The sequence below is a fragment of the Streptomyces sp. NBC_01235 genome, assembly GCF_035989285.1.
Lineage (GTDB): Bacteria > Actinomycetota > Actinomycetes > Streptomycetales > Streptomycetaceae > Streptomyces.
This window is the reverse complement of sequence record NZ_CP108513.1, coordinates 7,909,619-7,922,743: the sequence shown is the minus strand read 5'-3', so window position 1 is coordinate 7,922,743 and position 13,125 is coordinate 7,909,619. Positions and strand designations below refer to the sequence as shown.

At 74.3% G+C, this 13,125-nt stretch carries 8 protein-coding genes; 4 read left to right on the top strand and 4 right to left on the bottom strand.

Annotation, left to right across the window (positions count from 1 at the left end):
- Positions 1 to 124 precede the first annotated feature (124 nt).
- Complete coding sequence (locus OG289_RS35825) at positions 125 to 1,009, bottom strand: DUF4190 domain-containing protein (RefSeq protein WP_327318174.1); 885 nt, start codon at positions 1,007 to 1,009, stop codon at positions 125 to 127.
- A 283-nt stretch (positions 1,010 to 1,292) separates the two neighbouring features.
- Here OG289_RS35825 and OG289_RS35820 point away from each other — a divergent pair, with 283 nt between their 5' ends.
- Positions 1,293 to 2,423, top strand: coding sequence for an adenosine deaminase (locus tag OG289_RS35820; protein ID WP_442819001.1), 1,131 nt, complete (start codon positions 1,293 to 1,295; stop codon positions 2,421 to 2,423).
- Between the two features lie 15 nt (positions 2,424 to 2,438).
- The gene (locus tag OG289_RS35815) at positions 2,439 to 3,125 is read left to right on the top strand and encodes a glycerophosphodiester phosphodiesterase (protein WP_327318173.1); all 687 of its coding nucleotides are present in this window, start codon (positions 2,439 to 2,441) and stop codon (positions 3,123 to 3,125) included.
- Here the strand turns inward: OG289_RS35815 and OG289_RS35810 are convergent.
- Positions 3,122 to 3,715: an NADPH-dependent F420 reductase gene (locus OG289_RS35810; protein ID WP_327318172.1), complete on the bottom strand. Its 594-nt coding sequence runs from the start codon at positions 3,713 to 3,715 to the stop codon at positions 3,122 to 3,124. The two genes, OG289_RS35815 and OG289_RS35810, sit on opposite strands and share 4 nt — an antisense overlap.
- A gap of 76 nt (positions 3,716 to 3,791) precedes the next feature.
- On the opposite strand from OG289_RS35810, the gene OG289_RS35805 reads away from it, so the two are divergent.
- Positions 3,792 to 4,151, top strand: a complete 360-nt coding sequence (locus tag OG289_RS35805) for a winged helix-turn-helix transcriptional regulator (RefSeq protein WP_327318171.1) — start codon at positions 3,792 to 3,794, stop codon at positions 4,149 to 4,151.
- Here the strand turns inward: OG289_RS35805 and OG289_RS35800 are convergent.
- Positions 4,133 to 5,812 carry an RNA polymerase sigma factor gene (locus tag OG289_RS35800; protein WP_327318170.1) on the bottom strand — a complete coding sequence of 560 codons (1,680 nt, stop codon included), beginning with the start codon at positions 5,810 to 5,812 and terminating at the stop codon, positions 4,133 to 4,135. The two genes, OG289_RS35805 and OG289_RS35800, sit on opposite strands and share 19 nt — an antisense overlap.
- A gap of 253 nt (positions 5,813 to 6,065) precedes the next feature.
- On the opposite strand from OG289_RS35800, the gene OG289_RS35795 reads away from it, so the two are divergent.
- Positions 6,066 to 7,223 carry a serine hydrolase domain-containing protein gene (locus OG289_RS35795; protein WP_327318169.1) on the top strand — a complete coding sequence of 386 codons (1,158 nt, stop codon included), beginning with the start codon at positions 6,066 to 6,068 and terminating at the stop codon, positions 7,221 to 7,223.
- A 12-nt stretch (positions 7,224 to 7,235) separates the two neighbouring features.
- Here the strand turns inward: OG289_RS35795 and OG289_RS35790 are convergent, their stop codons facing one another.
- On the bottom strand, positions 7,236 to 13,076 hold the full coding sequence (locus tag OG289_RS35790; RefSeq protein WP_327318168.1) for a TIR domain-containing protein: 5,841 nt from the start codon (positions 13,074 to 13,076) through the stop codon (positions 7,236 to 7,238).
- Between the last annotated feature and the right edge of the window lie 49 nt (positions 13,077 to 13,125).

The following is a 13,125-nucleotide window of genomic DNA, read 5'->3' as shown; positions in this document are numbered from 1 at the left end:
GCCAGGACCGACTGGAGAGGTGCCGGGACCGGCCGGAACGTTGCCAGGACCGACTGGAGAGGTGCCGGGACCGGCCGGCATCTGTCTGAGCCGTGGTCAGCCGGTGCCGGGGGCCGGCGGGATCTCAGGGGGCCACGATCACCAGTACGCCCATTCCGATGGCGAGCACGATGCCCGCCGCTCCGCAGATGATCCCGGCCAGCGCCTGACCGGGGTTGGAGGCCTCGCCCCGTCGGGCCTTGCCGCGCCCGATCGCGCCGAAGACGACACCCAGGATGCCGAGGACGATCGCCAGGGGCCACAGGCAGAAGACGACGGCCGAGATGATCCCGAGCACGAGCCCGGCGACGCCCATGCCGTTGCTGTCCCCCGCCCCGTGCCCCGCCCAGCCGTAGGGGCCCGCAGCGCCGCCCCCGTAGTGGGGAGGGGGCGGGTAGCCGTAGCCGCCGGGATAGCCGTAGGGGACCTGTCCGGGCCCGTCGGGTGCGATGGGCGGTGGAGGGACCGCCCCGCCCTGGGCGGGAGGTGCGAAGGGGTTGGGGTTGGGCGGCGGGCCGCCGGCGGCCGTCGCGGGGTCGGGCGGCGGGAAGGACCCGAACGGACCGTTCGTCTGCGGGTGCCCGAAGGGGGTGGCCCAGGGCTGCGCGGTCCCGTCCGCGGGCAGCGAGGTGACCGTCCGCTGGTCGTGGACGGGCGGGGACGCCTGATCCGGAGAGGAGGGGGCGGGAGCAGGGGCGGGGGCCAGCGGTTGGTTCGCGGCGACGGTGTGGCCGGGCCCGCTCCACGCGCTGTCGCCCGGGGCGGCCCAGGGGTTGGGCGTGGCGGGAGAACCGGCGGCACCGGCACCCTTGTCCGCGGCACCCTTGTCCGCGGCGCCCGTGTCCGCCGCTCCCTTGTCCAACGGCACCCTGGGAACCGCGTCCTGCGGACCGGCTGCCTCGTCGGAAGCGGGCGCGGGCCACGGGTCGCGGGCGGCGTCACCGGCCGGAGTCGGCGCGTCGTCGGACATGCGTGGATCCCCTCTTGTCACCCTCGGCCATGCGCTCCGTCCCGAGTTCCGTCCCGCGTTCCGTCATCCGAACGCCGTTCCGTCTCGCGTACGTTCCGTCATGTGTACGTTCCGTCATGCTACGGCCCGCGGCCGTGGATGTGGGTGGCGGGCCGTGCCGTGGGCGAGGCCGACGGCGGTCCCCCGCGCCCTCCGCCTACGATGATCCCGACTCATCGATCAGCCGATCACCCGCGTCCCGTCCGGCCCGCCAGGCCCGGGGCGCCGTCCCGGGGAGGACCCCATGACCGACCGCCTCGACGCCCCCGCCGCGTCCGGCACCTCCGCCGCAGCCCCCGCCTCCGGCGCACCCGCCGGTCCCACCGCGGCCGCCGCGGCCGGCGCCCGCGACGTGCACGCCTTCATCGCCGGGCTGCCCAAGGCGGAACTGCACGTCCACCACGTCGGCTCCGCCTCCCCCCGCATCGTCTCCGAGCTGGCCGCCCGGCACCCCGACTCCAAGGTGCCCACCGACCCCGAGGCCCTGGCCGACTACTTCACGTTCACGGACTTCGCCCACTTCATCGACGTGTACCTGTCCGTCGTCGACCTCATCCGCACCCCGGAGGACGTCCGGCTGCTGACCTACGAGGTCGCCCGGGACCTGGCCCGCCAGCAGGTGCGCTACGCCGAGCTGACCATCACCCCGTTCTCCTCGACCCGGCGCGGCATCGACGAGCTCGCCTTCATGGACGCGATCGAGGACGCCCGCAAGGCGGCCGAGGCGGAGTTCGGGACCGTGCTGCGCTGGTGCTTCGACATCCCCGGCGAGGCCGGCCTGGAGGCCGCCGAGGAGACGACGCGGCTCGCCACCGACGACCGGATCCGCCCCGAGGGGCTGGTCTCCTTCGGGCTCGGCGGCCCCGAGATCGGCGTGCCGCGCCCGCAGTTCAAGCCGTACTTCGACCGGGCGATCGCCGCCGGGCTGCGCTCGGTGCCGCACGCCGGCGAGACCACCGGCCCCCAGACGGTGTGGGACGCGCTGACCCATCTGCGCGCCGAGCGCATCGGACACGGCACCAGCTCCGCGCAGGACGAGAGGCTGCTCGCGCACCTCGCCGAGCACCGCGTCGCCCTGGAGGTGTGCCCGACCTCGAACATCGCCACGCGCGCGGTCCGCACCTTCGACGAGCACCCGATCAAGGAGTTCGTGAAGGCCGGCGTCCTGGTCACGATCAACTCCGACGACCCGCCGATGTTCGGCACCGACCTGAACAACGAGTACGCGGTCGCCGCCCGTCTCCTCGACCTCGACGAGCGAGGTCTCGCCGACCTCGCCGGGAACGCTGTCGAGACGTCCTTCCTGGACGAGGCCGGCAAGCGACGCGTCAGGAACGAGATCGACACCTACACGGCGGGATGGCTCGCCCCCTGACGTCACAATGGGCCCATGCAGACGCTCACTGCCGTGGCCCATCGCGGCGACCCGTACCGCTTCCGTGAGAACACGCTCGACTCGCTGCGTTCCGCGCTCGACCAGGGCGCGGACGCCGTCGAGTTCGACGTCCGCCTCACCAAGGACGGCGTGCCCGTGCTGCTGCACGACGAGACGCTGAAGCGGCTGTGGGGGCTGGACCGGCCACTGCGCTCGCTGTCGGCCGCCGAGGTGCGCGGGCTGACGTCGGGCGCGGTGCCGACCCTCGCGGAGGCGCTCGCCGCGACCGACGGCAGCCGGGTCATGCTGGACCTTCCGGGCATGCGGGACGTGCGGGAGGCGCGCCGGGTGGTGGACGCCGTGCGGGAGGCGGGGGCGGCCGACCGGGCCTACTACTGTGCGGGCGCCGCCGAGATGCTCGCCGTGCGCGGCGCCGACCCGTCCGCCGAGATCGCCCTGACCCGCACGAGCCTGGCGCCCCCGCGCCCCGCCCTCCTCGCGGTGGTGAAGCCGCGCTGGCTCAACTACCGCTTCTCTCTCGTCGACCGGGACCTGGCCGCCCGCGTCCACCACGACGGCTACCTGCTCTCCGTCTGGACCCCCGACACCCGCCGTTCCATGCGCCGGCTCATCGACCTGGGCGTCGACTCCATCACCACCAACCGCATCGACGTCCTGACCGCCCTGCGCAAGCGGGGTTAACCCGCCGCGTACGCCAGGGGCGGCGAGATCGCCTGGGCGTCCGCGCCCTCCCCCGACCACAGCCGGATCAGCAGTGCCGCCGTCGCCTCCAGCAGACCGGCCCTGTCGAGTCCCCCCGCGTTCAGCGGCTCGCAGCCCAGGTCGCGGACGAGTCGGCGTACGACGGACAGGGCCGCTTCGTCGTCCCCGCACAGCGGGACGGCGAGGGGGCGGCCGTCGAAGACGGGCGGGTTCAGGCGCCAGACGTCGACGTGGCACAGGTTGAAGGCCTTCACCACGTGCGCGGTCGGTGCGGCGGAGGCGACGCGTTCGGCCGCTGACGGGCCGCCCGCCGTGAGCAGGCCGAAATCCGGGCCCACCGGATTGGTGCAGTCGATCAGCACCCGTCCGCGCAAGGCTCCTTCCAGCCCGGCGACCACCTCGACCACGGCCTCGTACGGAACCGCGAGCAGCACCGCGTCCGTCCCGGACTCCGCCGCCTCCCGCAGCCCTCCGGAGCGGCCTCCGGTCATCACCTCGTGCCCGGCCCGCCGCCACTGGGCGCCCAGCGCGTCCGCCATTCCACCCGTCCCGAGAATCCCCACGCGCATGATGCCTCCTCTGTTCCACGGCCTGTTCCACGGATCTCCCACGACAGTAGGAAGCCGCTCGGGCACCATTCGGTACGTGACCGCCGACCTCGCGTTCCTCGCCGACTGCCGGACCCGGCTCGCCTTCGACCTCGTCTCCAACACCTGGAACCCGGTGGTGATCTGGGCCCTCAAGGACGGGCCCGGACGCCCCGGTGAGCTGCGGGCACGCATCGGCGGAATCAGTCAGAAGGTGCTGACGCAGACTCTGCGCCGGCTGGAGTTCAACGGGCTCGTCACGCGGCAGGCCCACGGCGGGTCGCCACCGCGGGTGGAGTACGAACTCACCTGCCTGGGAAGGACGTTGCTCGCACCGATCCAGGCCTTCGGCGCCTGGGCGCACGACCACGGGGACGAGGTGATGGAAGCCCAGGACCGCTACACGCGCGAGGCCTGAGGGACCGTCGCCGGGTCGGCCGGGGTCTCGCGGGTGACGTACTGCGGGACCGGTGTGTCGTCCCCGCCGGTGTCGCGGACCAGGCCGTAGCGCCGCGCGCCCTGGGCGGGGCCGCTCGTGACGTCCTTCTCCACCGCGTCCCAGGTCGTCGGGAAGACGCTGAGGCCGTAGTCGGCACCCCGCTCGTTCACGGTGAGGGTGACGCTGCCGGTGAGGTAGAAGTACTCGTTCTGCCACATCTGCTGGGTGCCGGACGGCAGGACGATGAAGCCGGTGGTCTTGCTGCCCATACCGGTGGCCGTGCTGTCCGTGCCGCCGGCGGGGTCGTCCATGCGGCGGCCGCCGCCCGAGGCCACGTGGAAGAGCTTGCCCCTGAGGCCGGTCCAGCTCGGCATGACCAGGCCGCCGGAGCGGTACTGCGGCGATATCTGCCAGCGCACCAGGACATAGCCCTGGCCGCTGAGCGTCACGCTGTCCCCGCGGTGGTTCATGATCGCGTGCGCGCCGCCGCTGCTGGTGACGCCGGCCGCGGGCCGCTGCGGCAGGGCGGCCGGCGGGGAGTCCGGGGCGGGCGCGCTGTCGACGGCGTCGACGACACTGCCGTACAGCGCGGTCTTCTCCTGCGTCACCGACGACGAGGGGGACGGCGAGGCGGAGGGGGAGGGGGCCGGCGAGAGGGCGGGAGTGCTCGCCGCCGTGGGGACGACGCTCGCGCGCGAGGGCGGGTCCTCGGGGGTCTGTACGACGACGTAGGCGCCGCCCGCGGCGAGTGTCGCGCCGGCCGTGACCGCGACGGCCGGCTTGGTCAGTGCGGTCAGCACCTTCGCGGACCAGCCGGCGGAGGCCGTGGCGGTGGCCGCGGCCGCCGTCTTGCCGCCGAGGGCCAGGGAGATCGTGAAGCCGGCCGGCACCGGCACCAGCGCGATCCCGACGAGCAGCCGTTCCGCCGGTACGACCGACTCGCGGGGGTCGCCGCAGTAACCGCAGCCGCGGATGTGGCGGGCCAGCCGCTTGCGCCACACGGAGTCGGGGCGGCCGTTCCAGCGGGCGGTCAGCTCGCGCAGGTCGGGGCAGGCGCCGTCGAGGGCGCGCACGATGCCCCGGGAGACCTCCAGGCGCTCCTTCACCCGCTGCACGCGCACGGCGGCGTGCTGGCGGCTGACGCCGACGGCGGCGGCCAGCTCCCGGCGGGTGAGTTCGCCCGCGACCTCCAGCCACCACAGCGACAGCAGCTGCCGGTCCTCGTCGTCCAGCCAGCGCACCGCCTCCGCGACCTCGCGCCGCTGACCCTCCAACTGGAGCCGGAGGACGGTGAGTTCGGCGAAGTCGGCGGCGTCGTCCTGTGGCACGCTCTCGTCGAGGGGCTGCGTCGTCCTGCGGCGCGCGCGGTCCCGGATCTGGCGCATGGCGATCGCGACCAGCCAGGAACGGAAGCTGTCGGGGTCGCGCAGCGAGCCGAGGTTGTCGACGGCGCGCAGCATGGTCTCCTGGACGACGTCGTCGACGTCGGCGTGGCCGTTCAGGGCGCGGCCGACGATGTTGTAGACCAGCGGCAGCCAGCCCGCGACCAGCTCGTCCAGCGCCTGCCGGTCGCCGGCCTGCGCGTCGGCGATGGTGGCACGCCAGTGCCGGGCGGCCTCGGCGTCGGCGTACGTCCTCATGCCCGCACCCTCTCAGCCGGGCCCCCGTTGTTGGCAATGTCGGAGATCACACCCATGGGGACGGCCGGACGGCTCCCGGATAACACTTTTCCGGTACCCGTAGGGGACTTCCCTGGCAACTCCACTATCTCGTAAGGCAGTTGCTCCGGGTTTCTTCGGGGGCGGGCGCCCTCCTCGGCGACGATCCGGAACGGTCCCACACCGCCGGAGGATCATCACGAGTCTTCCGACACCCCCACCCTGGAGTTCCCGGATGCGCGTCCGCCGCCGTACCACCGTCCTCGCCGCCTCCCTCGTCCTCGCCCTCACGGCGGCCGGACCGCTGGCCGCCCCGGCCTTCGCCACGCCCGCGTCAGCCGCCGTACAGCACACGAACAACCTCGACACCCAGGCCCTCGCCGCCGCGCTCACCGGGCTCCCGGACGCCGACGCGACCGCCGCGCTCGTCCGGGTCGGCGGCACCGACGGCACCTGGCGCGGCAGCGCGGGCGTGCACGATCTGGCGAGCGGCACGCCGGCCGACCCCGACGCCCGCTTCCGGGCCGGTTCGACGACGAAGGTGGTGACGGCGGCGGCCGTGCTGCGGCTGGTGGCCGAGGGACGGATCGACCTCGACACCCCGATCCAGCACTACCTGCCCGGCTTGCTCGGCAAGCAGTTCCGGCCGGTCACCGTACGGCAGTTACTCAACCACACCAGCGGCATCCCGGCGGGCGACGGCCTCGGGAACACCTTCGAGGAGGTGTACGCGCACCGCTTCGACACACTGACCCCGCAGCGGGTCGCCGCGTCGGCGGGCGCGAAGAAGCCGGAGTTCTGCCCGGGGAAGAAGCAGCACTACCTCAACATCAACTACACGTTCCTCGGCCTGCTGATCGAGAAGGTGACCGGACGGTCGTACGCGTCCGAGGCCACCCGCCTGGTCCTGGCGCCGGCCGGCATGCGGGACACCTACTTCCCCGGCACCGACCCGCGCATCCTCGGCCCGCACAACCACGGCTACCAGGTGGTGGAGAAGGCCGACGGGACGACGGAGTTCCTTGACGTCACCGAGTGGAACCAGGCGGACCGGTTCGCGGCCGGGGACATGATCTCCACGACCGCCGATCTGGAGCGGCTGCTCACCGCCCTCTTCCGGGGCCGGATCGTGCCGGAGCCGCAGCTGAAGGAGATGTTCACGGTCCCGGCGGGCATCGAGGGCGCGGTCTACAGCGCCGGCCTCACACGCCTCGACGCCCCTGACGGGAAGGTCTACTGGGGCAAGTCCGGCGGCCGGTACGGCTACAACGCGCTGATCGTCGGGACCAGGGACCTCAGCCGCACCCTCGTCTACTCGGTCGACTCCACGGACGCGAAGAGCGAGGACGACAACCCGGTGATCAACCGCATCATCATGGCCGCGCTCAAGTAGCCACCGCCCCCTTCACTCCAGCGGGTCCTCCAGCGGTACGTTGCGCACGCCCGGCAGATGCCCGTCCAGCTCCCCCGGCTCGAACCGGCACATGCCCACCGCGTGCCAGAACTCGCCGGTGACGTCCCCCTCGTACTTGTAGCCGCCGGACGGCGCCAGCGCGGCCCAGCCACCCGGCAGGCCGACCAGGGTGGCGCGGAGCGCGGCCGGGCGGTCGGCGGGGACCTCCCACACGCGGACCGTGCCGTCCTCTCCGCCGCTCGCCAGCAGTGCGCCGTCGGGGCTGAAGGCGACCGCCAGCACGCGGCCGGTGTGGCCGGTGAGGGCGGCGAGTTCGCGGCCCGTGTGGGCGTCCCAGAGGCGGACGGTACGGTCGTCGCCCGCGGTGGCCAGGAGCGGGCGGCGCGGATGGGCCGAGGCCGTCCACACCTTGCCGGTGTGGCCGGTGAGCCGGTGCACGGCCACGCCGTCCCGCCAGATCACCGCCCGGCCGTCCCAGGAGGCGCTGGCCAGCCAGGAGCCGTCCGCCGCGAACGCGACGGCGTACACCCGGTCGGTGTGCCCGTCGAGGACGGCGGTGACGCGGCGCTCGGCCAGGTCCCAGATGCGCACCTTGCGGTCGTCGCAGCCCGTCGCCAGGACCGCGCCGTCGGGCCGGAAGGCGATGGAGCGGACCCGGCCGAGATGCTCGCCGATGGTGACGACGTGCGCGCCGGTCGCCCGGTACCACAGGCACACGGTGTCGTCGTCGTTGGCGGTGGCGAGCAGTTCGCCGTCCGGGCTGAACGCCTCCGCCCAGACATGGTCCGTCTCGACGTCCATCTCGCGCTGGTACTCGCCCGTCTCGGCGTTCCACACGTACATGTCGCCGTCGCTGCTCGCGGTGGCCAGCAGCGGGCCGCCGGGGCTGAACACGGCCGAGACCAGCCGGTCGCTCCGGCCCGCCAGTTCCCGCAGCCGCCGCCCCGAGGGGGTGTGCCACAGGCGGACTACGCCGTCGTTGCCGCCGGCCGCCAGCAGCGAGCTGTCGGCGCTGAAGGAGAGCGTGCCGATCCGCCGGCCGTGTCCGCGCAGGATCCGCCGTCCCTGGCCGGTGGCCGGGTCCCAGAGCCGGACGACGCCGTCGTTGCCGCCGGTCACCAGCAGTGAGCCGGTCTCCGGGGCGAGGCCCGCGGAGCCCCCGGAGGCCGCGGCCCCCGCGGCGCCCTCTGCGTGTCGGCGGAACTTGCACACCCAGACCGAGCCGCGGTGTTCCGCGGGCTGGCGGGTGAGCGGCACGGCGATCGGGTCGGCCTCCGGGGCGACGCGCCACAGCCGGACCACGCCCTGGCTGTCACCGGCGGCCAGCAGGGTCCCTTCGGGATCGAACAGCACCTGGTAGACGGCCCCGCGGCAGCCGCCGAGCACCCCGGCGCCGGCCCCGGCGGCCAGGTCCCACAGCCGCACCTCGCCCTCGGTGTCGCCGCTCACCAGGAACCGGCCCCCGGGGTGGAAGTCCAGCGTGTAGACGCGCCCGGCATGCCCGCTGAACGTGTGCAGCACGCGCCGCCCGGCCACGTCCCACACCCGCACGGTCCCGGCCCGTCCGTCGCCCATGTCACCGGTCGCCAGCAGCGTGCCGTCGGGGCTGAACCGGGCCCGGAACACCGCCCCCCGGTGCCCCGGCAGCGCCCCCAGCAGCCGCCCGGTGGCGAGGTCCCACAGCCGGACGGCGGCGGAGGCGTCCCCGGTGACGAGGGTGGCGTTGTCCGCCGTGAACGCGACGGTGTAGACGGGGGCGGAGTGACCGGGCAGCCGGTGCAGCGGGGCGCCGGTGGCCGTGTCCCACACGGTGACCACGCCGTCGGCGTCGCCGGTGGCCAGCAGGGAGCCCGTGGCGTCGAGGACGACCGGCCAGACTCCGCTGTCGTGGATGCCCAGCACCCGCCTGCACGCGCCGGACACCGGGTCCCACAGCCGGACGGTGCCGTCCGCGCTGCCGGTGGCCAGCACCCGTTCGCGGAACTTGACGGCGTAGACGCGGTCGGTGTGGCCCTGGAGGGTACGCAGGGCGGTGCCGGTGACGGCGTCGCAGACCAGCACCCCTCCGTCCTCGGCGCCGACGGCGAGGAGTTCGCCGTCCGGGCTGTAGGAGATCGGTTCGGGCAGCCGGCTGGTGCGCACGTCGAAGCCGTACGGCACGCCGACCGCGGAGGGCCGGAAGCCGAAGTCGACGGCCATGCCGGGCGCGAACGCGGCGGTGGCCAGTTCGGGGGTGTCCTGGAGTCCGGGCCCGGTGGTCGCGCCGATGAGCGCGGCCCGCCGCCAGCGGCCGCCCTCGACCCGGGCGCCTGTCAGGTCGGTGCGGATCAGCCGGGCCCGCCGCAGGTCGGCGCCGCGCAGGTCGGCGCCGGTGAGATCGGCGCCGTCGAGCCGGGCGCCGGTCAGCCGGGCGTCGCGCAGGACGGCGCCGGAGAGGTTGGCGCCGACGAGACGGGCGTCGGTGAGGTCGGCGCGGGTGAGGTCGACGCCGGAGAAGTCACGGTAGGAGAGGTCCTCCCCGCCGAGCGCGGCGCCGCGCAGGTCGGTGTGGGCGGGCACCCGCAGCCGGGAGAGGATCTTCACGGCGTTGGCCCGGGCGGCCTCCGCGTCCCCGGGGTCCGCGCCGTCCAGCGCCTGTTCGGCCCACTCCTGGCAGGCGCGGTGGTCGGCCAGGTCGCACAGGAACTCCACGGCGAGCCGGCTGAGCTGGCGCCCGCCCAGCAGCGCGGTGTCCCCGGCGGCCAGCCGCACGGCGCACTCGCGGGCGATGAGCCACTCCACCACCGAACCGTGGATGAACCGGAACACGCCGTCCTCGCTGCGCACCAGCAGGCTGCCGGAGCCGACCGCGTGCGCGGCCTGCGGGACGGACAGCCGGCTGTCGGCGAGGCCGGTCAGGGTCTCGGCGACGTCCGTCAGCTCGTCGAGGCGCAGCGAGTCCTGGCCGCTCTGCCACAGCCGCAGGGCGAGCGCGGTGACCGCGTGCCACAACTGGTCCAGGCTGAGCCCGGGGGCGCGGCCGGGGCCGCCGCCGGCGCGCTGCTGCTCGAAGCGCAGCCAGGCGCTGAGCACCTCCTGGTAGAGGGCGGCGGGGCTGAGCGCGCGGCCCGCCCCGGCGACGGCCCGCAGGTGGTCGTCGTCGAGGTCGGCGACGAAGCCCAGCAGGCGGGGGTTGCGGCACAGGGCGAGCAGGTCGGGGATGGCGTCGAGCAGGCGCACCCGGCGGTCGGCGGCGCGTTCGTCGCCGTCGTAGCGGTTGACCAGGTAGGCGCGGATCTGCTGCGGGGTGAACTCCTGGACCGCGAGGACGCGGCGGTGCGGGAGCAGGCCGACGCGTTCGCCGAGCGCGGTCAGCACCTGGCCCTGGGAGCGGAAGTGCTGGGTGCGGCTGCTGACGACGATCTTGGCGCTGTCGACGGCGGAGTCCAGCAGCACCTGGAGGCGTTCGGCGGCGCGGTCGTACGTCACCCGGGTGACGAGTTCGTCGAAGCCGTCGAAGAGGAGCACGATCCGGCCCTGCTGGAGCATGTAGCGGAAGGCGCGCAGGTCGATGTTGTCGACGCCGTGCGCGGCGAGGTGCGCGGCGACCAGGCCCTCGAAGGAGTAGGCCCGGTCCAGCGTGTTCAGTTCCACCAACAGCGGGACCAGGTGCGGGAGTTCCGCGGGGATGCGGCGGGCCAGCTCGCGCAGCGCGAACGTCTTGCCGTGGCCGAAGTCGCCGAGCAGGAGCAGGAAGCGACCCTGGTCGGAGTCGAGGAGGCGGAGCATGTCGTCGACCAGGCCGTCGCGGTCCTCGGCGTCGAGGCGCTCGATCTCGCGGTAGCGCTGGGGCAGGTACATGCCCGGGGGGTAGCGGGGGTCGGTGCGCAGCCGTTCGCTCTGGGCGCCGACGTAGGCCCGCAGGTCGAGCAGTCCCTGGAACTCGGTGAAGCTGCGCACCCGGACGCCTCTGCGGCGGGCCTGGTCGCGCAGCTCACGAGCGGGCGGCGGGCCGTCGTGGACGAGTTCGGCCTCGGTCTCGGAGTCGGCCGCGTGCACGAGGGCGACCACCCGTTCGACGTCCTGGTCGGTGGGGGTGCCGGTGTGCACGGCGACCCGCTGCTGTCGTACGAAGCCCGACTGGGTCCAGGTGACCAGCAGCTGGGGGACCGCTCCGGCCACCGGGCGGATCTGCGCGCCCTCGTGCCGGGTCCGGCAGACCTCCGCGACGCGGGCCAGCAGTATCTCGGCCGGGGACTGCACGGCACGCGGCTCGGGTTCGGGGGTGGTGATCTGATCCGGGCGGGCGGGAACCGGGTCCTCGGGGCCGAACGCGCGGTGCGCACGGCGCCACTCGACCGCGCTGCGGCGCGGATCGCCGGGGCCCGGCCAGGCGGCGAGTCCGTCGCGGCCGATGCGCAGCAGCTGGTGCCGGGCGGGTCCGGCGGCGCCGAGCAGCGGCAGCTCGCCGGAGGCGGTGGGCAGGACGGCGTGCGCGCCGGGGCCGGACGGGCCGTGCAGCAGCAGGTGCAGCCTGGGCGCGGTGAGCCGGGCCAGCACGTCGGTGTCGCGCAGCGGCCCCGAGCCGTCCGGGCCTGCGCCGCGCGGCACCCCGGCGCGGGCGGTCCCGGGGGCGTGCCGCAGCGCGCCGATCCGCAGCCACCCCTCCTCCTCGTACGGTCTGAGGGCCTGCGCGAACCAGGCGGCCTGCTCGGGTCCGACGAAGCCGTACCGGTCGTCGAGCCGATGGCTGTAGGCCATGGAGGAGTTGAGCCCGGCGACGACGGTGTGCAGTTCGGGCACGGGGAACAGGGTCCACGGCTGGTCGCTGTCGAAGACGGCGTCGAGCCCCTGGTAGAGCTCCTGGAAGAGCCGGGCGAAGTGCCGCCACTTGGGCCAGTACGGCGCCCGGGGCGGCATCTCGTCGGCCTCGCAGGTGCTGAAGTAGGCCCGGCAGGCGGCCTGGTTGACGTCGTGGCCGCCGGGGACGAGGGCGACCCGGTGCGGTTCGAGGCCGAGCAGCGCACGCAGTCCGGTGAGGAAGGCGAGCGCCTGGTCGAACTCGCGGGGGCTGCCGGAGGCGGTGAGGTCGCCGGTGACGACCAGCAGGTCGGGCGAGGGCGCCCCGGCGTCGGTGAGCTCGACGAGATCGCCCCAGATCGCCGCCTGCAACTCGGCCGGATCCTGCCCCCGCCCGAACGCGGGACCGGCCAGGTGCAGCACGGTGACCGCCTCGCGCGTCGCCGCGTCCCCGGAGAGGCGAGGGTAGGCCGGCGGCGCGGCGGGCCTGCGGCGCCCGGCCCAGCCGGGCCGCCCGAGCGGCCGTCCGGAGGCGGGCGCGACCGGCACGGCGGGGGCGGGCGGGAACGGCGAGCCGTCGCCCGGGTACTCGGGCCGCAGGCTGGGCCGGGCCCGCCCGTCGAGGGCCTGCCGGACGCGGGTGAGGAGCAGGTCACGGGCGGCGGACGGATCGGTGACGGGCACCAGGTCGACGTAGGTGATGGTGGCGAGCAGCCCCTCGACCGGGATGTCCTCGACCCGGACCGTCAGCAGCCGGCGCTCGGGCGCGTCCGGGTCGGCGCGCAGCGCGGCCTGCCACTCCATCCGGCCGTACCGGGAACGCTCGTAGTTGCGTGACAGCACGGCGATGACGGCCGCGGACTCGCTCACCCCCCGGTCCATGAAGTCCACGAAGTTGGTGCCGGGCACGAAGTCCCAGGCCTGGAGCACGGTTCGGTAGCCGGCTTCCTCCAGCGTCCAGGCGATCCAGGACGCCCAGCGTTCGTCGGCCGGCGAGTAACTGACGAAGAAGTCCAACGGCCCGGTGTCACCGGTCATCTGACGGTCCCCCATATATTCATGATGCAATGGACGAGCGTCGTTTTGGACTGGTTTCACGCCA

Coding starts and splice junctions, on each gene's coding strand:
- OG289_RS35825 (WP_327318174.1), bottom strand. CDS start 1,009: ATGTCCGACGACGCGCCGACTCCGGCCGGTGACGCCGCCCGCGACCCG.
- OG289_RS35820 (WP_442819001.1), top strand. CDS start 1,293: ATGACCGACCGCCTCGACGCCCCCGCCGCGTCCGGCACCTCCGCCGCA.
- OG289_RS35815 (WP_327318173.1), top strand. CDS start 2,439: ATGCAGACGCTCACTGCCGTGGCCCATCGCGGCGACCCGTACCGCTTC.
- OG289_RS35810 (WP_327318172.1), bottom strand. CDS start 3,715: ATGCGCGTGGGGATTCTCGGGACGGGTGGAATGGCGGACGCGCTGGGC.
- OG289_RS35800 (WP_327318170.1), bottom strand. CDS start 5,812: ATGAGGACGTACGCCGACGCCGAGGCCGCCCGGCACTGGCGTGCCACC.
- OG289_RS35795 (WP_327318169.1), top strand. CDS start 6,066: ATGCGCGTCCGCCGCCGTACCACCGTCCTCGCCGCCTCCCTCGTCCTC.
- OG289_RS35790 (WP_327318168.1), bottom strand. CDS start 13,076: ATGGGGGACCGTCAGATGACCGGTGACACCGGGCCGTTGGACTTCTTC.